This window comes from Pseudomonas sp. LBUM1668 (assembly GCF_059695715.1).
Map to the genome: position 1 here is coordinate 4,831,296 of NZ_CP166787.1, position 20,601 is coordinate 4,851,896.

A 20,601-nucleotide genomic window follows, 5' to 3' on the forward strand; every position below is an offset into this window, starting at 1 on the left:
ATTTAAGTCAACTATAAGACCTAGTGCTTTAGTCGGGTTTACCCGCAAAAGAGCGCGCGAATGATATCAGGGTCTGCGGCTTAATGGCACACCGGCTGGCGTAGGCCTTTGCAGGAAATGTCGGAGGCTTCGATCTTTTGATTTTATGAACAAGCAAGATCAAAAGATCGCAGCCTTCGGCAGCTCGTACAGGGGCGTTATACGGCTTTGGATTCGTCTTTATCCTTCACGCAGGCGAAGTCTTCTTCGCGCAGCTCAGGCAGATCTTTCGCACAGTAATTACTGCCCAGATCCTTCAGCGCGCCGCACATCCCCTCCAACCGCCCGTCTACCGCTTGCAGGTGATCGAGCAACTGACCGATGGCACGCGCCACTGGGTCGGGCATGTCTTCGCTGACGCCATAGGCATCGAAACCGATCTTCTCGGCCATGGCCTTGCGCTTGGCGTCCTGCTCCTCATCGGATTTGACGATGATTCGACCCGGAATGCCCACGACAGTGGCACCCGGCGGCACTTCTTTAGTCACCACCGCGTTGGAGCCAACCTTGGCACCGGCACCGACCGTGAACGGCCCGAGCACCTTGGCACCAGCGCCCACGACAACGCCGTCGCCCAGTGTCGGGTGACGCTTGCCCTTGTTCCAGCTCGTGCCACCCAGGGTCACACCCTGATAAATGGTCACGTCATCGCCAATCTCGGCGGTTTCACCGATGACGATGCCCATGCCGTGATCGATGAAAAAACGCCGACCGACCTTGGCCCCCGGGTGAATTTCGATCCCGGTCAACCAGCGACCGAAGTTCGACACCAGCCGCGCCAACCATTTCAGCTCGTTGCGCCAGAGCATGCCCGCCAATCGATGGATCCAGATAGCGTGCATGCCGGGGTAGCAGGTCAGGACTTCAAAAGCGTTACGCGCCGCCGGGTCTCGATGGAATACGCTCTGGATATCTTCACGCAAACGCTCAAACATCATTCAGTCCTTCCGCTTTAGAAGCTCACCACGGGCCGCTTTCTGGGTTTCCGTGAGGATGCCACGCAATATATTCATTTCCGCCCGGCTGACCGAGCTGCGTCCGTACAACCGGCGCAGGCGCGCCATCAAGTGCCGCGGTTTTTCCGGATCAAGGAATTCGATGGCGACCAGCGTCTGCTCCAGATGCTCATAGAATCGCTCAAGCTCATCCATGGTCGCCAGCTCGGCGCTTTTCACCGAGGCCACTTCTTCTTTCTCGATCTTGCTCGGCTGACCTTGTGAGGCCAGCCAGGCCATGCGCACTTCATAGCTCAAAACCTGCACCGCCGCCCCGAGATTCAGCGAGCTGAACTCCGGATCGGAAGGAATATGCACGTGAAAGTGACATCGCTGCAGCTCGTCATTGGTCAGGCCGGAATCTTCACGGCCGAATACCAAAGCGATTTCCGCACCTTGCCCGGCCTCCTCGACCACTTTGGTCCCGCATTCGCGCGGATCCAGCAGCGGCCAGGGAATGCGCCGGTCACGAGCACTGGTGCCGAGCACCAGATTGCAACCGACCAAGGCATCTTCCAAGGTGGCGACAACTTGCGCGTTTTCAAGGATGTCACCGGCACCGGAGGCGCGAGCATCGGCCTCGTGGTGCGGAAACAGGCGCGGTTCGACCAGCACCAGGCGCGACAGACCCATGTTTTTCATGGCGCGCGCGGCCCCGCCGATGTTGCCGGGGTGGCTGGTATTGACCAGGACGACACGAATGTTCTGCAGCAAGGGAGGCGCTCTCGGACACAGGAAAGGGGTGCAAATCTTACAGAACAGCCTACCGTTAAGCTATGAAAGCGAACAGCGACCTTCACCTGAAGAAAAGTTCTGATAGAATGCGCGGCTTTCTTTAACAACCTTAGGTGACACATCCATGCAGCCCATGCTGAATATCGCGCTGCGCGCCGCCCGCAGCGCCAGTGAACTGATCTTCCGCTCCATCGAGCGCCTGGATACCATCAAGGTCGACGAAAAAGACGCCAAGGATTATGTATCCGAGGTGGACCGCGCCGCCGAGCAGAAAATCATCGACGCGCTGCGCAAGGCTTACCCGAACCACTCGATCCGTGGCGAAGAGACCGGCATGCACGCCGGTACCGGTATCGAAGGCGAAGAATACCTGTGGATCATTGATCCGCTGGACGGCACCACCAACTTCCTGCGCGGCATTCCTCACTTCGCTGTCAGCATCGCCTGCAAATATCGCGGTCGCCTGGAACACGCTGTTGTTCTGGACCCGGTTCGCCAGGAAGAATTCACCGCCAGCCGTGGTCGCGGCGCTCAACTGAACGGTCGCCGCCTGCGCGTCAGCGGTCGCACCAGCCTCGAAGGCGCCCTGCTGGGCACTGGCTTCCCGTTCCGTGACGACCAGATGGACAACCTCGAAAACTACCTGGGCATGTTCCGCGCTCTGGTTGGCCAGACTGCCGGCATCCGCCGCGCCGGTTCGGCGAGCCTGGACCTGGCTTATGTGGCTGCCGGTCGTTTCGACGCGTTCTGGGAGTCGGGCCTGTCCGAGTGGGACATGGCTGCAGGCGCCCTGCTGATTCAAGAAGCTGGCGGCCTGGTGAGCGACTTCACCGGTGGTCACGACTTCCTTGAAAAAGGTCACATCGTTGCCGGCAACACCAAATGCTTCAAGGCAGTGCTGACGGCGATCCAGCCGCACCTGCCAGCTTCGCTGAAGCGCTAAGCTTCCGGCGAAACGAAAAAGCACCCTTCGGGGTGCTTTTTTTATGCCTGAAATTCAACACTCCCCTGTAGGAGCTGCCGAAGGCTGCGATCTTTTGCTTCTGGTTTTTAAAAACAGGATCAAAAGATCGCAGCCTTCGGCAGCTCCTACATTGGGTATCAGGTGATCACCGACGGATCAGTCGACTGGCAAGAATACGGGCACAAAAAAGCACCCCGAAGGGTGCTTCTTTTCAAACGCTCAGCGAATCACTGAGCCGGCTCATTCTGCGACAGAACCAGTTTGCCTTCCTTATCGACCGGAATCTGGTTGCCCGGATCACGATCCATGCGCACTTTACCTTCCTTGCCATCCAGCGAGTAACGAACGTCGTAACCGACAACCTTGTCACTGATGTCGTTTACGGTGTTACAGCGAGTCTGTGTCGTGGTGTAGGTGTCACGACCCTGCATGCCTTCCTGAACCTTGTTACCGGCATAACCGCCACCGACCGCGCCGGCGACCGTGGCAATCTTCTTGCCGTTGCCGCCGCCGATCTGGTTACCCAGCAAACCACCCGCTACGGCACCGATGGCGGTACCGAGAATCTGGTGTTGATCCTTGACCGGCGCCTGCCGGGTCACTGCTACATCCTTGCACACTTCACGTGGCGTCTTGATCTGTGTTTTGACCGGTTCAACGGCTAATACTTGCGCATACTCAGGGCCGCTTTTAACCAGGCTGTAGGTGGCAACAGCACCCCCGGCAGTCACACCGACAGCACCCAATACCGCACCAACCAGCAACGACTTGTTCACATGAACCTCCTGACCATCACATGCGGGACGGGCCCGCGCTTCTCCCAGCCTTGGAGCATAAAAAAAGGCGCGAGTTCAACTCGCGCCTTTTTTGGCTGACAGCAGGGAAAACGATGACCGTTATGGACGGTCGTCGATTTCCTTCTCGGTGTTAGCCGGTGGAATCAGGTCTTCGGTTGTCAGGTTCAGCCAGATCAGCACCACGTTAGCGATGTAGATCGACGAGTACGTACCCGCCAGAACACCGATAAACAGAGCAATCGAGAAGCCGAACAGGTTGTCGCCACCAAAGAACAGCAGCGCAGCGATCGCCAGCAAGGTCGAAATCGACGTCGCCATGGTGCGCAGCAGGGTCTGTGTGGTCGAGATGTTGATGTTCTCGATCAGCGTTGCCTTGCGCAGCACACGGAAGTTCTCACGAACCCGGTCGAATACCACAATGGTGTCGTTCAGCGAGTAACCGATGATCGCCAGCACCGCTGCCAGTACTGTCAGATCGAAAGTGATCTGGAAGAACGACAGGATACCGATGGTCACGATCACGTCGTGGATCAGCGAAACGATAGCGCCGACCGCGAATTTCCACTGAAAGCGGAAAGCCAGGTAGATCAGGATGCCGCCGAGCGCCAGCAGCATGCCGAGGCCGCCCTGGTCGCGCAGCTCTTCACCGACCTGCGGGCCGACGAACTCGACACGCTTGACCATCGCCGGGTTGTCGCCGCCAACCTTCAGCAGCGCTTCCGCGACCTGATGGCCCAGCTGCGGGTCTTCACCCGGCATCCGCACCAGCAGATCGGTCGTCGCACCAAAGCTCTGCACGATGGCTTCGTGGTAACCCGAACTCACCAGTTGCTCGCGCACCTTGGTGACATCGGCCGGACGCTCGTAGGTCAGCTCGATGAGCGTACCGCCGGTGAAGTCCAGACCCCAGTTCATGCCCTTGGTAGCGACGCTGAACAGAGCCAGCAGGGTGAGGAATACTGTGACGCCGAACGCGAAGTTGCGAACGCCCATGAAGTTGATTGTACGTAACATGGCAGCCCCTTAAATCCACAACTTCTTGAAGTCACGTCCGCCAAAGATCAGGTTGACCATTGCGCGGGTCACCATGATGGCCGTGAACATCGAGGTAAAGATCCCGAGGGACATCGTCACTGCGAAACCTTTGACCGGGCCCGTGCCCATCGCAAAGAGAATCCCGCCGACCAACAGAGTGGTCAGGTTGGCGTCGAGAATCGCGGTAAATGCCCGGCCGAAGCCTTCGTTGATTGCGCGCTGCACGGTCATGCCGGCGGCGATCTCTTCACGTATCCGCGAGAAGATCAGCACGTTGGCGTCGACCGCCATACCCATGGTCAAGACGATACCGGCGATACCCGGCAGGGTCAGCGTTGCACCCAGCAGCGACATCAGCGCCAGCAGCAACACCATGTTCACCGACAGAGCGACAGTGGCGATGATGCCGAAGAAGCGATAGATCGCGATGATGAACAGCGACACGAACAGCATGCCCCACAACGACGCATCGATACCCTTGGTGATGTTGTCAGCACCCAGGCTCGGGCCGATTGTGCGCTCTTCAGCGAAGTACATTGGAGCGGCCAGACCACCGGCACGCAGCAGCAGCGCCAGCTCGGACGACTCACCCTGACCGTTCAGGCCAGTGATACGGAACTGAGCACCCAGCGGCGACTGGATGGTCGCCAGGCTGATGATCTTCTTCTCTTCCTTGAACGTCTGCACCGCGACGTCTTTTTCGACGCCATTCACCATTTGCTTGGTGTAAGTGGTGACGGGACGCTGCTCAATGAAGATCACAGCCATGCTGCGACCGACGTTGCTGCGGGTCGCACGACTCATCAGCTCACCACCGTGACCATCCAGACGGATGTTCACTTCAGGTGTGCCGTGCTCGCCGAAACCGGCCTTAGCGTCGGTTACCTGGTCACCCGTGATGATCAGGCCGCGCTCGATCTGCGCCGAAGGACGATTGCCTTCACGGAACTCGAAAGTTTCGGAAGTGGCTTTCGAAGCGCCAGGCTCTGCAGCCAGACGGAACTCAAGGTTGGCCGTCTTGCCGAGAATACGCTTGGCTTCGGCAGTGTCCTGCACGCCCGGCAGCTCAACCACGATGCGGTTGGCGCCCTGACGCTGGACGATCGGTTCGGCAACACCCAGCTCGTTGACGCGGTTACGTACCGTGGTCAAGTTCTGCTTGATGGAGTATTCACGGATTTCCGCCAGCTTGGCCGGGGTCATCGCCAGACGCAGCACCGGTTGACCGTTGAGGTCGGCCGGAACAATGTCGAAATCGTTGAAGTTCTTGCGGATCAGCGCACGGGCCTGTTCGCGGGAATCTTCATCGCTGAAGCCCAGCTGAATGGCACCATTGAGCTGCGGCAGACTGCGATAACGCAGCTTCTCTTTGCGCAGCAGGCTCTTGACGTCGCCTTCGTAGACTTTCAGGCGTGCATCGAGGGCTTTATCCATGTCCACTTCCAGCAGGAAGTGCACACCACCGGACAAGTCCAGACCCAGCTTCATCGGGTGCGCGCCCAGGTTGCGCAGCCATTGCGGGGTGGTCTGTGCCAGGTTCAGCGCGACGACGTAGTCATCACCCAATGCCTTGCGCACAACGTCTTTGGCCGGCAGCTGATCTTCAGCCTTGGTCAGACGGATCAGACCGCCCTTGCCGTTCGCCGCCAGCGTGGCAGCCTTGACGTTGATTCCGGATTCTTTCAGCGCGGTGCTTACGCGATCCAGATCGGCCTGATTGACCTGCAGTGCCGTGCTGGCGCCGCTGACCTGAATGGCCGGGTCATCAGGATATAGATTGGGAGCGGAATAAATCAGACCGACCGCCAGCACCGCCAGGATCAGAATGTATTTCCACAGAGGGTATTTGTTCAGCATCACGCCGCCCGTTATGAACGCGGGGCGCCTTGCGCGCCCCGTCGATTGAGTAGAAGTTGGAACCTTAGATCGCTTTCAGCGTGCCTTTTGGCAGCGTGGCGGCGATGGCGCCTTTCTGGAACTTCATTTCCACAGTGTCGGAAACTTCCAGAACCACGAAGTCATCGGCCACTTTGGTGATCTTGCCGGCGATGCCGCCGGTGGTGACCACTTCGTCGCCCTTCTGCAGGCTGCTCAGCAGGTTCTTCTGCTCTTTGGCGCGCTTGGCCTGTGGGCGCCAGATCATCAGGTAGAAGATGACCAGGAAGCCGACCAGGAAAATCCACTCGAAGCCGCCGCCCATTGGGCCTGCAGCAGCCGGTGCAGCAGCGTCAGCCATGGCGTTAGAGATAAAAAAGCTCATTTAGCACTCCAGTTGCAAATGTTGAATCTTGGGGTCAGAAAACTCAGTCCAAAGGCGGAACGGGGAGCCCGCGTTTGGCGTAGAAGGCATCGACAAAGGCGGCCAATGTACCCTGTTGAATAGCCTCGCGCAAACCAGCCATCAGCACCTGATAATGGCGCAAGTTATGGATGGTATTGAGCATGCTTCCCAGCATTTCGCCGCACTTGTCCAGGTGATGCAGATAAGCGCGAGAGAAGTTCTGGCAGGTATAGCAATCGCAGGTCGGATCCAGTGGCGATTCATCATGGCGATGGAACGCGTTACGGATCTTCAGCACGCCTGTATCAATGAACAGATGCCCGTTGCGGGCATTACGGGTTGGCATCACGCAATCGAACATGTCCACACCGCGGCGCACACCCTCAACCAGATCTTCCGGTTTGCCAACGCCCATAAGGTAACGAGGTTTGTCAGCCGGCATCATGCCCGGTAGATAATCGAGCACCTTGATCATCTCGTGCTTCGGCTCGCCCACCGACAGACCGCCAATGGCCAGGCCATCAAAGCCGATCTCGCAAAGGCCGTCGAGCGAGCGCATGCGCAGATCCGGGTGCATGCCGCCCTGAACGATGCCGAACAGTGCAGCGGTATTCTCGCCGTGAGCAATCTTCGAACGCTGAGCCCAGCGCAACGACAGCTCCATCGACACACGGGCGACGTCTTCGTCAGCCGGGTACGGCGTGCATTCGTCGAAAATCATCACGACGTCGGAACCGAGATCGCGCTGAACCTGCATCGACTCTTCCGGGCCCATGAAAACTTTGGCGCCGTCGACCGGAGAGGCAAAGGTCACGCCCTCCTCCTTGATCTTGCGCATGGCGCCGAGGCTGAACACCTGGAAGCCGCCGGAGTCGGTCAGGATCGGGCCCTTCCACTGCATGAAATCGTGCAGGTCGCCGTGCTCCTTGATCACCTGGGTGCCAGGACGCAGCCACAGGTGAAAGGTGTTGCCCAGGATCATTTCCGCGCCGGTGGCGACGATGTCACGCGGCAACATGCCCTTGACCGTGCCGTAAGTACCGACCGGCATGAAGGCCGGGGTCTCGACGGTGCCACGCGGGAAGGTCAGACGACCACGACGGGCCTTGCCATCGGTGGCAAGCAGCTCGAACGACATACGACAGGTGCGACTCATACTGTTTCCTCTGGGTCCGATTCACTAGGGGCAGTCGGCGCGGGATTTCGGGTGATGAACATCGCATCACCGTAGCTGAAAAAGCGGTAACCGTGATCGACGGCAGCCTTATAGGCGGCCATGGTTTCGGGGTAACCGGCGAAGGCCGAAACCAGCATCAACAGCGTGGATTCAGGCAAATGGAAATTGGTCACCAGGGCATCGACCACATGGAACGGCCGGCCCGGGAAGATAAAGATATCGGTGTCGCCGCTGAACGGCTTGAGCACACCATCGCGCGCCGCACTCTCCAGCGAACGCACGCTGGTGGTGCCCACGGCAATCACTCGACCACCGCGCGCACGGCACGCGGCGACTGCATCGACCACGTCCTGGCCGACTTCCAGCCACTCAGTGTGCATGTGGTGATCTTCAAGCTTCTCGACGCGCACTGGCTGGAACGTACCAGCGCCAACGTGCAGCGTGACGAATGTAGTCTCGACGCCTTTGGCGGCAATCGCCTCCATCAGCGACTGATCGAAATGCAGCCCCGCCGTCGGCGCCGCCACCGCGCCCAAGCGCTCGGCGTACACCGTCTGATAACGCTCGCGATCCGAGCCTTCATCCGGGCGGTCTATATAAGGAGGCAACGGCATGTGCCCGACGCGATCAAGCAGCGGCAGCACTTCTTCGTCAAAGCCCAACTCGAACAACGCGTCATGACGCGCAAGCATCTCGGCTTCGCCACCGCCATCGATGAGAATCTTCGAACCCGGCTTCGGCGACTTGCTGGAACGCACATGCGCCAGTACGCGATGCGTATCGAGTACCCGTTCGATGAGGATTTCCAGCTTGCCACCGGACGCTTTCTGCCCGAACAGCCGCGCCGGAATCACCCGGGTATTGTTGAACACCATCAAATCGCCCGAGCGCAAATGCTCAAGCAAATCAGTGAATTGACGGTGTGCCAGAGCACCGCTGACCCCATCAAGGGTCAACAGGCGACTACCGCGACGCTCGGCCAAAGGGTGGCGGGCGATCAGCGAATCAGGGAGTTCGAAGGTAAAGTCAGCAACGCGCATGATGGGGTTCGTCTAGCAGGGGCCGAAAGTCTAGCGGAAATATCGAAAATTGACCATGAAACGTGATTGACCAACGGTAATCTCATCTCTATACTTCGCCGCCATTGAGCCCTGATGGCGGAATTGGTAGACGCGGCGGATTCAAAATCCGTTTTCGAAAGGAGTGGGAGTTCGAGTCTCCCTCGGGGCACCAAAATTAAGAAAGGTCTTGCTTAGGCAAGGCCTTTTTTTTCGTCTGTAGAAAACTGGTTGCCCTCGGCTAGATGATTTTCAGATGCATCCAGCCGAAGAAGCCGCATGAGATCAGGTCTCAGGGCTGGAAGCGGGCTCAGCTTGTGCACTCCCCCCAAACAACCGCTCAGCTATCTTCCGACCTCGCTGCATGCCTTCATCTGTCAACCAGATCGACTTGTTCTTGTTCACCGGATTACTGATGAAACCCTGCTCATGCAATCGGTTCATGATCTCGAAGTCGAAGCCTTTCCAGGCATTGCCGTCATCTGAACTTAAAGCTGCCAACAGGGCGAGCACGGCATCCTCCATCAGCTTGTCGTCGTATTCCATGGTCGTCACTCCGCTTGCGTTCAACATTTAACGTCGAGTTTGTGGGGGCACAACTCCGATTCCCATTCGACCGGGCCTGTACCCGTAACCCTTATCGAACGGGGCTATTTAATTCTGCATCTCTCAACATCATCCTGCGTTCTCAGCGCCGTATCGAGCCCCAGTCGATACCGACAGTAATCCATGATCATTTTTCGCTCCTCGTCCGTAAGCCGTTCCACTTGCCTGATCTCCCCGTCGTTGGCGTGGATGTTGTAGAACCTCATCTGCCACGTCGGATGCTTTTTGATAAACAGGATGGTTTCAATGTCACCGTCTTCAAGGGCTTGGTAGTAGCCGCTGTAGAGCATAGCCCCCATCACGAGCGCCGCCCCGACCAGTAACTTTTTCATCCTTGCGGTGCCGATGGTCGCAACTGCTGCGTTTTGGGTTCGGTTATTTGTGCGAATGGCTTTGCCATGCATGACTCCATGTCAGCGATTTTAGCGATGGAGAATTTATCAGAACTGCTTTGAATGCAGCGTCACCACTCTCGAGTCCTGGCTGTACCGAAGTGGGCGGTATCGTTGTTGATCACTCCCCCGAATGCAGTCGGATACGTATAATCGCGCCCGTCCCCGGTGCAGCGTTGGCTGCCCCCAGAACCCTCATCTCTTGTTACGAAGGACATCGCAAAAGGCACCCCATGGAAACGTCACTGGAAACAGTCGCCCTCTTCTCCCTCAAGCTCGCTTACGAGGAAGAAGGCCTGAGCCCGATTTTGCGGGACGACATGGTCATGGGTGATTACCAGAAGGACATTTTCGAGTTGCTGGTGCGGCGGGGTGATGTCGAGACCATTCAGTTGAAGATGAACGAGTGTCTTGGTCTGGCGATGGACGCCTTGGGCGGTGTCGAGAAACCTTTGGGGCGTGAGTTACATAAGCTATCCGCCGATTTCAGCCAGGCGCAATCGCTGGAGCAGCTTGATCAGCCGCTCCTTGCACTCAAGGGTTACTTGAAAGACATTCTTTGAGATTCAAGCGTCATCAGGCGCGGGAAGAACTGGCTTTGGGGTCTTCATGAGTCCAATAAAGGTTATAGGCCAGAAATATTGCAAGCAAAAGCAGCATGACGGCAATTGCAAACATCCCGTAAAACGCTGTGTCATTTTTAGTTAACGAACTTTTGGGTACCTCTGTGAGTGGCGACAACTCAACCGCTCCTTCGGAATGGACTGAAGATATTTTGTCCAGCGCCTTCTCCGCCGAATCATTCAGCCACGCCCTGATATAGACCGATTCTCCAGGGGCGAGCTTCTCAATGATCACGTTAGCTCCATCCCGGACTTCATAGGCCTTGGATCTTTCGGGTTCGACGGTGATCAGTCGGGCTGTCGGGAAGGTCACTCGGATGTCAGCCGCCGATTTATCGCCCTCATTATGCAACCCGGCGTAAGCAATGGAATTTATTCCGGAGTACTTGACGACGTCTGAGTAACTGGCTTCCAACAACTTTCTGTCACCGCTCTCATCGAAAACAGATGTCAATGAAGGGGGAAAATTGAAATCCGAGACACTGTACGCCAATGACACTTCTGCCTTTGGCACTTTATAAGTAGCGTACCCTTGGTACAACCCGGACAAAACAGCAGCACCCGCGATTATGTTCCATATGATCTTTAACATCGACGCTCCACCAACTCATTACATTTATCTTTTTACAGGAGTTCTAAAGTAGCAATTCCTGGAAAAAAGTTACCCAGCCACACTAACTAACGCAGTAACTTCAGCACCCGAATGTCTGTCGGGAAGCCATCCGCGCCTGCAAGCTTCTTCCACCCCACATACTGAAACTCGCCTTTCTCATCAATGTAGTCACCCTTCTCCACCGCTCGACCGCCCACCACCGCCACGCGCTTTACCTCGCCACACCCACCATCCGACGGCCGAACGGTGTAGATCACATACGGCTTCACATATTGCGTGGCGCGGAAGTATTGGCCGCAGACTTCGTCGACGGTGATCAGCATGGTTTTCAGGCGTGCTTCACCTTCGGTGTCTTCGTGCAGTTTCAGGAAGGAGATATCGCCGACGTCGCTGAAGCCGAGGGAGCGGGCGCGTTGGTATTCGGGGGAGTTCTGGTGGGCAATTCTGCCTTCCTGTACGCCACGCTCCATTTTGGCGGCGAACTCGGCTTTGCCTTGGGCAATCGTCGCTTCGGCCTGGGCGGCGACGTTTTCGCATTGCGCGAATTCGCGGGAGCCGAGGTGTTGCGGGGCCAGGTTCGAGCGGCGTTGAGCCATGGACCGCAGGCTGCCTTCCAGATCAAACATCACCTCAAAAGCACCCGGAACCCGACCGCTCTGGACGTCGGCCATTTTTTCCTGCATACGCTGGCAATTGGCGAAGTAATAGTCCCAACTGTTTTGCGGATTTTCTTGCACTGCGGCGATGGCCGGGCTCATGCCGACGGCGAAGGAAAGTCCGCAGAGCAAGCGTAAGGCTGACGTGATAGTCGACATGTGTAGTCCATTACGGGAATCAAGTGAGTGGCGCGACGCTACTATTTTGCTATCTTGCCGTCCACTGTCGGTGCGGTGCCAACAGCCTCAACCGGTGTCGATTTAAAAAGGAAGAATACGATGGATTGGGCGGTTTTCTTTTTGGCTTGGGCGGCAATGTGGGTGTGGGTCGTCCGGCATCGGGGGGCGTGGAATCTGATAGTCGCCAATGCGCTGGGCGCCGCCAGCGGCATGATGGTGGGTCTGGTCTTCTCGGAGCTTTACATCGGACTGCTCGGATCATCTCGCCCGCCCCGTCCAGAGGGCATGTGGACGGTGTTTGAATTCCTGACAATCGCCGCGGCTCTGGCAGGTGCATGGATGTGGGTGGCGCGCCGCTCAGGGATTGAACATCCGATCGCACGCCAACTTCTCGCAGGCGTTTGCGGCGTTGTGGCCGGCGTGACTGTATTGATGTTTTTCGCTCAAATAGTCCACCCCGGCCATTTGATGTAAATGTCCTCGTGGCACCAGACTTCTATTTTGATATCTTGCCGCCCATCGTCAGGGCTCATCATCGCGGTGTGCTGCTTTCAGGATTTTGAAGGTTTAAGGAAAGGATCAAATGGAGTTTCTGCGTTTTCTGGCGTTTGTCGCGGCCTGGGGTTTCATGTGGCGCTGGGTGGTGAAGAACCGTGGCAGCTGGAATATTTTCTACGGCAACATTGTTGGCGCGGCCGGTGGTTTTATTGTGGCCATGGTGGTGCTGTCGATCACCTTGTCGCTGTTTCCTTCTTCACATGATTACGAAACCGTGCAGACGCAGGAGGCCGAACCCACTTCGCTGTTGCCCGAAGCCGAATCAGTCACCCCTCCCGCTGCCCTGAAAGATGCGCCGGTGTTTGCCGCCATCGAACCGGATGACAAGCCTTCGCCCGCCGACTCTGCCTTGCTGCCGAACTACGCCAGCCGAGCGCCGAAGTCGATGGCGGTACAAACCGTGCTCGACCAAAGTGACGATGAGGGGCGCAAAGCCCTCGCGGCGTTGAGCAAAAAGTTTCGCAGTGACGCACAAGCCGACAAGTCGATGCTCGCGTATGTCATGTGCAGCCCGTACGTTACCGGCACATTGCGCTTCCCCGCCTCGGCTCGCTTTGCTGACAGCAAGACCCTCGTCAGCCACCGTTTCAAGGATCAGGTTTACACCTTCAGCAACACCGTCATCGCTCGCAACATGACCGGCGACGATGTCACCTACCGTTTCGACTGCTCCTTGCAAGAGCTGCCGAGAGTTGACGCGATACCGCCCGAATGGCGTCTGCTCGGTCTGAAACTGCAAAAAGCCGACTCTTAAGCCTCGCTTAAGCGTTCAAGGCGCCGGCTGCGCTATCATCGCCGGCCGTGCGCCTTGAGTCTTGTCCCCGGATGTCCCCAACACTTGATGAACTGACCCCGCTGCCTCCGGTTTTGGCCGGCCCGTTGTTGCGACGGCTGGAGCCCAAGCGACTGGTGCTGTGGCTGGTTGGCACGCGCCAACTGTCGCTGACTTTGCGCGTGCAAGGTGTAGGAGACATTCCTCTCGATGCCGAGAAATGCACGGTCATTCCCGTAGGCACTCGCGCATTCGTTCATCTCATTGATGTCAGCCTGGAAACCGCCCTGCCCCTCGACGAGTTTGTCGATTACGACGTGTTGATTGATGGCGACGAGGGCATCGCCGATTGGGCGCCGCATCTGTTGTATGGCGACGCCAAGTGTCCAAACTTCGTGGTGCGTTCGCGGATCGACCAGTTGCTGCACGGCTCTTGCCGTAAGCCGCATCATCCGGCGGTGGATGGTTTGCTCTGCGTCGACCAACTGCTGGCCGCCGAAACCGATCCGCAACAGCGCCCGGCGCTGCTGATGATGAGTGGCGATCAGGTCTACGCCGATGACGTCGCCGGGCCCACGCTGCGAGCGATTCATGCCTTGATCGGACGCCTTGGCCTGTTCGACGAACACCTCGAAGGCGCCGTGGTCAGCGACAGCGCCAAGCTCTACGACCATCCGGCGAGCTACTACCATCGTGCGGATTTATTACCCGCGCTTGAGAGCAACGAGACATTGCGCGAGCGATTTTTCGGCGGTGCGCGTAAGCCGATTTTCACCAGCAGCAGCGCCGACAATCACCTGGTGACTTTCGCTGAAGTCATGGCGATGTATCTGCTGGTGTGGTCGCCGGTCGCGTGGACACTGATCAACCCGACAGCGCCAACGCTCACGCCCGAACGACTCAAGCGCTATACCCTCGAACAGACGCGCATCGACGCCTTCAAGGCTGGCCTGGGCAACGTCGCCCGGGCGCTGGCGCATCTGCCGAGCCTGATGATTTTTGACGACCACGACATTACCGATGACTGGAATCTGTCCGCGCAATGGGAGGAAACGGCCTACGGCCATCCGTTCTCCAAACGCATCATCGGCAATGCGTTGATCGCCTACATGTTGTGCCAGGGCTGGGGCAATAACCCGGACGCTTTCAAGGATGTGCTGGTGAAGACTCGTCGTCTGATTGCCAGCGGCGATGACCATTACCTCGATAGCCCGGTGCAGGATGATCTGATTGATGAGTTGCTGCGCTTTCAGCACTGGCATTTCGTGCTGCCCACCAGCCCGGCGCTTGTAGTCATCGACACCCGGACCCGACGCTGGCGCAGCGAAATGGCGCTCAAGCAACCATCAGGACTGCTCGACTGGGAAGCGTTGAGCGAACTGCAGCAGGAGTTGCTCGATCACCCGTCGGCGATCATCGTTTCACCCGCGCCGATCTTCGGTGTGAAGCTGATTGAAACCGTGCAAAAAATCTTTAGCTGGTGCGGTTTTCCATTGCTGGTCGATGCCGAAAACTGGATGGCCCACCGGGGCGCCGCGCAGGTGATCCTGAACATTTTCCGACACTCGCGCACGCCGGGAAACTACGTGGTGCTGTCCGGCGATGTGCATTATTCCTTCGTCTACGAAGTACTTATCCGACACCGTAAGGCCGGCCCGCGAATCTGGCAGATCACCAGCAGCGGCATCAAGAACGAGTTCCCGCCTACATTGCTGGAGTGGTTTGATCGCCTCAACCGCTGGCTCTACTCACCCCGCTCACCGCTGAACTGGTTCACCAAACGCAGGCTTATGCGCATCGTGCCGTACACGCCAGAACATGCTGAAGCCGGCGAACGGTTATGGAATTCGGCGGGGATCGGTCAGGTGTTTTTCAATGAACAGGGACAGCCGCGAGAGATCATTCAGCACAACTCGAACGGCGCGCCGAAGACGCGGATGATGGCGCCGGATTTGGCGGATTATCCGGACTGATCATGCGGGAAGAATTACCGAACCATCAGTGCACCGCAATCAGGATTCTGGATGGCAAAGCTGACGGAACAGGACTACACCCAAAGCAGAAACGTCTCGGCGAGACTTCGATGACAATAGCTTTTCTCGCAGAAACCTCTTTTGCGAAGCATCTCCGGCGAATACAACTTTATGCAAACCATCAACTACACAACAGCCCGTGCGCACCTCTCTGAGACGATGGATCGCGTCAATGAAGACCGAGCGCCAGTTCTCATTACTCGGCAAAAAGGCCTGCCCATCGTCATTATGTCGCTAGCGGAATACAACGCACTCGAAGAAACAGCCTATTTGCTGCGCTCTCCCGCTAACGCCGAGCGATTGGTCAAATCGATTGGCGAAAAGCGGGTAGGGGAAACTCAAGCCAGACAGTTGATCGAAGAATAAAAATCGGTCTCAGGGCAACGGATATCACTACTAACCAGTCGCAATGCTATTACCCAACGTCCGCCCGACACCCCGAACAATCATCCCCACCTCCCGCTCATCAATCGTCAGCGGCGGCAGCAGCCGTATCGTCTTGCCGCGCGTGACGTTGATCAGCAGCCCATGATCCCGTGCCGCGATCAGTGTCAAATCCCGAATCGGCTGTTTCAGCTCGATGCCGATCATCAATCCCTGCCCTCGAATCGCCAACACATTGGGGTTGTCCGCCAACTCTGCGCGTAACCGCGTCAACAGGCGCTCACCCTGCACTTGGGCGTTCTCCAGCAGGCCTTGTTCTTCGATGATATCCAGCACGGTGCAGCCAACCCGACAGGCCAATGGGTTTCCGCCAAACGTGCTGCCATGACTGCCCGGCGTAAACAGATCCGCCGCCCTGCCGCGCGCAAGACACGCACCGATCGGCACGCCATTGCCGAGTCCTTTGGCCAACGTCATGACGTCCGGGACGATGCCTTCGTGCTGGAACGCAAACCACTGGCCAGTGCGGCCGATACCGGTCTGGATCTCGTCAAGCATCAGCAGCCAGGCACGCCGGTTACAGATGTCGCGCAGGGCTTTTAGGTAACCGGGCGGCGCCAGTTGCACGCCGCCTTCGCCCTGAATCGGCTCGACCAGAATCGCCACGATCCGCTCGCCGTGCTTGCGCTGAACCTGTTCCAGCGCGGCGAGATCACCGAACGGCACTTTGACGAAATCACCCGGCAGTTCACTGAAGCTCGAACGCACCGCCGGCCCGTCGCTGGCAGACAGCGTGCCGAGCGTGCGGCCATGAAACGCGTTGGCCATCACCACCACCAGCGGCTGTTCGATGCCTTTGCGCCAGCCGTAGAGCCGTGCCAGTTTCAGTGCAGTTTCATTGGCCTCGGCCCCGGAATTGTTGAAGAACGCCCGCTCCATCCCCGACAGTTCGGTCAACCGTTTTGCCAATTGCTGCTGCCAATTGATGCTGTACAGATTTGAAGTGTGTAGTAGCAGTCCGGCCTGCTCGCTGATGGCCGCCACGATCCGCGGGTGCGAGTGGCCGACGTTGGTCACGGCGACCCCAGCGACCGCATCCAGATACTCGCGGCCAGCCTGATCCCACAGACGTGTGCCCAGCCCCTTGGTGAAGCTCAGGGCCAGCGGTTGGTAAGTGTTCATCAGGGCGGCGGTCATGACTTCAAACTCCAGTGAAGGTCGGTGTGTTTGCAGTATGGTTAGCCACCAGAACTGGATAAACTCGGTAAAACTTCAATCATTTAGAAGCTGGGCTTGATAATGGATTTGTTCCAGTCGATGAACGTCTACGTCAAAGTCGTTGAAGCCGGAAGCATGACGGCGGCCGCGTTGCAGTGCGATATGTCGACGACGATGGTAGGAAATCATCTGCGCGCGCTGGAGCAACGGCTCGGTGTGCAATTGCTGCAACGCACTACCCGGCGGCAACGGCTCACCGAATTCGGCAGCGTTTACTACCAGCGTTGTCTGGATGTATTGGGGCTCGTGGCGGACTCCGAACGCCTCGCCGAACAGGCGCTCGATGAGCCACGCGGCATCCTGCGCATTACCGCGCCGCTGACCTTCGGCGTTGAACGGCTGGCCCCGGCACTGAGTGAATATTCGCTGCAATGGCCGAAGGTCAAACTCGACGTGGTGCTGACCAACAGCCGTCCGGATCTGCTGGAAAGTGGCCTCGACGTCGCCTTTCGACTGGGCCACTTCGAGCAGTCCAACCTGATTGCCCGGCCGCTGATCGATTACACCCTGACCGTATGCGCATCGCCGGAATATGTCGCACGACGCGGCATGCCGCTTACGCCGCAAGAATTGCAGCAGCATGACTGCCTGGCCTTCGCCTACCCCACTGGCGATGACTGGCAATCGGTAGAGAAACGCTGGCGCCTAAGCGGCCCGGAAGGGGAAATCATGGTCGACGTCAGCGGCCCGATGCTGATCAACAGCTCCGCCGGTTTACATCAGGCCGCACGCACCGGCATGGGCATCGTGATGCTGCCCGATGCACTGGTGGAACAGGATCTGCGCGACGGCAGACTGGTGACGGTCATCCCTGAATACCAGCCGCCGAGCCGCCCATTGCACCTGCTCTACGCCCCGGATCGGTATCGACTGCCCAAGCTTCGGCGCTTTGTCGAGTTTGCGATGAGGGCTTGGGGTAGAGCCTGATTCAGAAAACCATCCTCGAATGATCACCGACAAGGAGTCGCCCCACCGATGAACGACAACCCGAACGTACGCGACGTCCTGCCCGCCGAAGTAGAGTCGGTTCGACAGTTTCTTGGGCAAAATGGCTGGGGACACCGGACAGGGTCCAGCGATTACTTTGCGCAACTTGTCAGGAATTCCCAACGCACTGCCGTCGCGTTGGACGGCGAACAGATCATCGGCTTCGCTCGCGGCATCACCGATAGCTTGTCCAATGGTTACCTGTCGATGGTCGTGGTCGACGGGCAACATCGACGTCGAGGGATTGGCCGGGCATTGGTCGAGCACATCATGGGCGACAACCCCGACATCACTTGGGTGCTGCGGGCTGGCCGTGAAGGTGCGGAGGCGTTTTTTGCCGGTCTGGGGTTTGAGACCTCAGTGATCGCGATGGAGCGGACTCGTACTCGCTACTGAAATCGAGTTTGCCATCAGAGCAATAAAATCACTTTCTTTCAGTATTCGGATGTTGTGGCCACTTAAGATTAGTTGTTCTGCTTTCAGATGTTTCGCGCTTTTTTCTTTGCCGGCCAATCTAACGACATCCTGATCACCGACGACCAGAAGCGTAGTCTTTTGAGTCACCCCGCTACCCACAGCACACCCACAATTCAACGCCATCGCTTCAGCTTCTTTTCTGACCAGGCTCAGACTTCCGGTGAAACAAATCACCTCATCCAGCAAAATTCCGTCCAGATTCTGCGCAACCTCAACCCCAATGAGTAGCGGTTGACTAATACGCTGCCGCCAATCAGAGACACTAATTCCAGTAGCCTGCACCGCCGCTAGCAGGATGTATCCCGCCGCTTTGGCATCTTCGAGAGCATCATGATGTTGAAACGAGTAACCGATGTGCGCCGCGACACTTTTGAGGCCATACCCCTTACTCGAGAACTGCTGCCAGCTCCTCCGGGCAACTCTTGCCGAATCCAGCCAATCGATATTCATCTTCGGCAAACCATATTTAGTAAAAGCTCGATCAAGGGATATCCGATCAAAATGGGTATGACATACGCAGATAGCTCCTTCGAGATAGCTACGGAGCAATCCGACAATGTCCAAAAGTCTCGGCGCGTCCCTGACATCGTGTTCGTCGATACCGTGAATACCAATGTTGATCTCACTAAAGTAATCCTCTGGATCGACCAGCGTTTTCCATTCTTTAGTGAGCACTCCATTCTCAAAACAAGCGATACCGATCTGACAGATCGATGCCATATCGGCATTAGCGGTTTCAACGTCGATCGCTACAAAATTCATCTGAAAATCTCCATGTCGAACCTGATACATCATCCCATGACGGATACCGCTTAGAATTCCAATATGCCATCATCCAGTCTCATATGTAAAAAGCACAGGGAGTGGCGAGATGAAGATCAATCAAGAAGAGCGCGCAGCACGCGCATGGCCAATTTTGACAGGGCATGCGATTCAAGGAACGGCGCTGACTTACGGTGAATTGGGAGCGCTTCTCGGCATCCATCACCGGGCATGTCGATATGTCTTGTTAGAGATTCAAGACTATTGTCTGGAAAATGACTTCCCTCCTCTGACAATGGTTGTAGTGAACAGCGGCACAAAAACTCCCGGGCAAGGTTGTGTCGTGCACGACTATCGATTGATTGCGCAACAACGGACGGAGGTTCAACAATTTCCGTGGAATGCTCAGGAAAATCCCTTCGGTTACGCGGCACTAGGCTTTACCGGGGAGCAGTTGGCCAACGAGCTTCTGCAAAGCCCATCCAGTGCAGGCGAGATCTATTCGATGGTAAAAGTGCGAGGGAAAATTCAACGTCTTTTCAGAACAGCCCTCCTTAAAGCTTATGGATATCGATGCGCATTGACTGATACGACCTTTACACAGGTCCTGGAGGCTTGTCACATCCTGCCCTGGAGCCAAAGTACCGAGACAGAAAGGCTCGATGTACGAAACGGCATCTTATTGAACGCCAATCACCACAGATTGTTTGACCGGGGAATCATCACCTTGGATCTGAACCTGAATCTCATTTATGGCGATATGGAACTAGAAGACGGCCCTTACACTGAAAGCGATCACAATCTTTCTACCCGGCTTCATGGGCGATCAATCAACTTGCCCACGCCACTCAATCTGGCTCCCGGGACTGATTATTTGAAAAGAAGCCACAAGTGGTATGGATGGGAACTTTAAGGTCTCCAATCCGTAGGCCTGGCATGGAGGGCTTTGCTTAGCGTCCTGCCGCCGAAACTCCAAGCTTCATCTTTCCAAGCGTGTGTTTTGCTGCTGCATTTCCTGTTTGCTATGAGTAGCTACTTCACTTATCTAGCTAAGGCGTGTCCGGAGCGGGCGCAGCTTCGGATTTGCTGCTGATCAAATCGGCACTATCAGGTTCAGTTTGCGGGCTGATAGCCTTCAATTGCTTTAGCGTTACTGGCTAGTGCAGAGCCTTTGCAAACAACAGGCCCGATTGGCTACG

At 57.0% G+C, this 20,601-nt stretch carries 23 protein-coding genes and 1 tRNA gene; 10 read left to right on the forward strand and 14 right to left on the reverse strand.

The genetic code is table 11. The annotated features are described in order from the left end of the window. Window positions 1–197: 197 nt before the first annotated feature. Together cysE and trmJ are read right to left on the reverse strand one after the other, a co-directional pair. A complete protein-coding gene (gene cysE / locus ACA061_RS21640; protein WP_150616280.1) occupies window positions 198–974 on the reverse strand; it encodes a serine O-acetyltransferase in 777 nt (258 codons plus the stop codon). Between the two features lie 3 nt (window positions 975–977). Beyond that, a complete protein-coding gene (gene trmJ / locus ACA061_RS21645; protein WP_150592709.1) occupies window positions 978–1,748 on the reverse strand; it encodes a tRNA (cytosine(32)/uridine(32)-2'-O)-methyltransferase TrmJ in 771 nt (256 codons plus the stop codon). A 145-nt stretch (window positions 1,749–1,893) separates the two neighbouring features. Here trmJ and suhB point away from each other — a divergent pair, with 145 nt between their 5' ends. Continuing rightward, window positions 1,894–2,712 carry a type III secretion system regulator SuhB gene (suhB, locus tag ACA061_RS21650; RefSeq protein ID WP_150604302.1) on the forward strand — a complete coding sequence of 273 codons (819 nt, stop codon included), beginning with the start codon at window positions 1,894–1,896 and terminating at the stop codon, window positions 2,710–2,712. Window positions 2,713–2,960: 248 nt separating this feature from the next. On the opposite strand, the gene ACA061_RS21655 is transcribed toward suhB, so the two are convergent. From ACA061_RS21655 to queA, 6 genes are all read right to left on the reverse strand, one after another. Continuing rightward, a complete protein-coding gene (locus ACA061_RS21655; RefSeq protein WP_150592708.1) occupies window positions 2,961–3,509 on the reverse strand; it encodes a glycine zipper 2TM domain-containing protein in 549 nt (182 codons plus the stop codon). 120 nt (window positions 3,510–3,629) lie between these two features. Further along, window positions 3,630–4,544: a protein translocase subunit SecF gene (gene secF, locus ACA061_RS21660; RefSeq protein WP_150604303.1), complete on the reverse strand. Its 915-nt coding sequence runs from the start codon at window positions 4,542–4,544 to the stop codon at window positions 3,630–3,632. A 9-nt stretch (window positions 4,545–4,553) separates the two neighbouring features. Next, complete coding sequence (gene secD, locus ACA061_RS21665) at window positions 4,554–6,422, reverse strand: protein translocase subunit SecD (RefSeq protein ID WP_150604304.1); 1,869 nt, start codon at window positions 6,420–6,422, stop codon at window positions 4,554–4,556. 64 nt (window positions 6,423–6,486) lie between these two features. Continuing rightward, window positions 6,487–6,825 (reverse strand): preprotein translocase subunit YajC, encoded by a 339-nt coding sequence (gene yajC, locus ACA061_RS21670; RefSeq protein ID WP_007916913.1) that lies wholly within the window; start codon window positions 6,823–6,825, stop codon window positions 6,487–6,489. 43 nt (window positions 6,826–6,868) lie between these two features. Next, complete coding sequence (tgt, locus tag ACA061_RS21675; RefSeq protein WP_191627681.1) at window positions 6,869–7,984, reverse strand: tRNA guanosine(34) transglycosylase Tgt; 1,116 nt, start codon at window positions 7,982–7,984, stop codon at window positions 6,869–6,871. 14 nt (window positions 7,985–7,998) lie between these two features. Next, on the reverse strand, window positions 7,999–9,063 hold the full coding sequence (gene queA, locus ACA061_RS21680; RefSeq protein ID WP_497300024.1) for a tRNA preQ1(34) S-adenosylmethionine ribosyltransferase-isomerase QueA: 1,065 nt from the start codon (window positions 9,061–9,063) through the stop codon (window positions 7,999–8,001). Between the two features lie 108 nt (window positions 9,064–9,171). Between queA and ACA061_RS21685 the strand changes: the two genes are divergently transcribed. Continuing rightward, a tRNA-Leu gene (locus ACA061_RS21685) sits at window positions 9,172–9,256 on the forward strand. Window positions 9,257–9,366: 110 nt separating this feature from the next. Here ACA061_RS21685 and ACA061_RS21690 read toward each other — a convergent pair. Next, window positions 9,367–9,627, reverse strand: coding sequence for a DUF6429 family protein (locus ACA061_RS21690; protein WP_210554963.1), 261 nt, complete (start codon window positions 9,625–9,627; stop codon window positions 9,367–9,369). A 104-nt stretch (window positions 9,628–9,731) separates the two neighbouring features. Then, on the reverse strand, window positions 9,732–10,019 hold the full coding sequence (locus tag ACA061_RS21695; protein WP_497301980.1) for a hypothetical protein: 288 nt from the start codon (window positions 10,017–10,019) through the stop codon (window positions 9,732–9,734). Window positions 10,020–10,312: 293 nt separating this feature from the next. Here ACA061_RS21695 and ACA061_RS21700 point away from each other — a divergent pair, with 293 nt between their 5' ends. Further along, window positions 10,313–10,642 (forward strand): hypothetical protein, encoded by a 330-nt coding sequence (locus ACA061_RS21700; protein WP_042560946.1) that lies wholly within the window; start codon window positions 10,313–10,315, stop codon window positions 10,640–10,642. A 13-nt stretch (window positions 10,643–10,655) separates the two neighbouring features. Here ACA061_RS21700 and ACA061_RS21705 read toward each other — a convergent pair whose 3' ends face one another. Continuing rightward, window positions 10,656–11,294: a hypothetical protein gene (locus tag ACA061_RS21705; RefSeq protein WP_497300025.1), complete on the reverse strand. Its 639-nt coding sequence runs from the start codon at window positions 11,292–11,294 to the stop codon at window positions 10,656–10,658. Window positions 11,295–11,380: 86 nt separating this feature from the next. Continuing rightward, complete coding sequence (locus ACA061_RS21710) at window positions 11,381–12,130, reverse strand: hypothetical protein (protein ID WP_497300026.1); 750 nt, start codon at window positions 12,128–12,130, stop codon at window positions 11,381–11,383. Between the two features lie 27 nt (window positions 12,131–12,157). Here ACA061_RS21710 and ACA061_RS21715 point away from each other — a divergent pair, with 27 nt between their 5' ends. The 4 genes from ACA061_RS21715 to ACA061_RS21730 all read left to right on the forward strand — a co-directional run bounded on the left by ACA061_RS21715 (window position 12,158) and on the right by ACA061_RS21730 (window position 15,880). Beyond that, complete coding sequence (locus tag ACA061_RS21715; RefSeq protein WP_497300027.1) at window positions 12,158–12,625, forward strand: hypothetical protein; 468 nt, start codon at window positions 12,158–12,160, stop codon at window positions 12,623–12,625. 109 nt (window positions 12,626–12,734) lie between these two features. After that, window positions 12,735–13,463: a hypothetical protein gene (locus tag ACA061_RS21720; protein ID WP_497300028.1), complete on the forward strand. Its 729-nt coding sequence runs from the start codon at window positions 12,735–12,737 to the stop codon at window positions 13,461–13,463. Between the two features lie 71 nt (window positions 13,464–13,534). Next, window positions 13,535–15,454, forward strand: a complete 1,920-nt coding sequence (locus tag ACA061_RS21725; protein ID WP_497300029.1) for an alkaline phosphatase D family protein — start codon at window positions 13,535–13,537, stop codon at window positions 15,452–15,454. 171 nt (window positions 15,455–15,625) lie between these two features. Next, entirely contained in the window at window positions 15,626–15,880 is a 255-nt protein-coding gene (locus ACA061_RS21730; protein ID WP_497300030.1) for a type II toxin-antitoxin system prevent-host-death family antitoxin, read from the forward strand. 30 nt (window positions 15,881–15,910) lie between these two features. Here ACA061_RS21730 and ACA061_RS21735 read toward each other — a convergent pair whose 3' ends face one another. Further along, window positions 15,911–17,095: an aspartate aminotransferase family protein gene (locus tag ACA061_RS21735; protein WP_497300031.1), complete on the reverse strand. Its 1,185-nt coding sequence runs from the start codon at window positions 17,093–17,095 to the stop codon at window positions 15,911–15,913. 102 nt (window positions 17,096–17,197) lie between these two features. Here ACA061_RS21735 and ACA061_RS21740 point away from each other — a divergent pair, with 102 nt between their 5' ends. Both ACA061_RS21740 and ACA061_RS21745 read left to right on the forward strand, forming a co-directional pair. Continuing rightward, on the forward strand, window positions 17,198–18,103 hold the full coding sequence (locus ACA061_RS21740; protein ID WP_497300032.1) for a LysR family transcriptional regulator: 906 nt from the start codon (window positions 17,198–17,200) through the stop codon (window positions 18,101–18,103). Between the two features lie 48 nt (window positions 18,104–18,151). Then, window positions 18,152–18,559 (forward strand): GNAT family N-acetyltransferase, encoded by a 408-nt coding sequence (locus ACA061_RS21745; RefSeq protein ID WP_497300033.1) that lies wholly within the window; start codon window positions 18,152–18,154, stop codon window positions 18,557–18,559. On the opposite strand, the gene ACA061_RS21750 is transcribed toward ACA061_RS21745, so the two are convergent. Further along, window positions 18,521–19,402: an exonuclease domain-containing protein gene (locus ACA061_RS21750; protein WP_210700205.1), complete on the reverse strand. Its 882-nt coding sequence runs from the start codon at window positions 19,400–19,402 to the stop codon at window positions 18,521–18,523. The two genes, ACA061_RS21745 and ACA061_RS21750, sit on opposite strands and share 39 nt — an antisense overlap. 109 nt (window positions 19,403–19,511) lie before the next feature. Between ACA061_RS21750 and ACA061_RS21755 the strand changes: the two genes are divergently transcribed. After that, complete coding sequence (locus tag ACA061_RS21755) at window positions 19,512–20,315, forward strand: HNH endonuclease (protein WP_497300034.1); 804 nt, start codon at window positions 19,512–19,514, stop codon at window positions 20,313–20,315. Window positions 20,316–20,601: the final 286 nt, after the last annotated feature.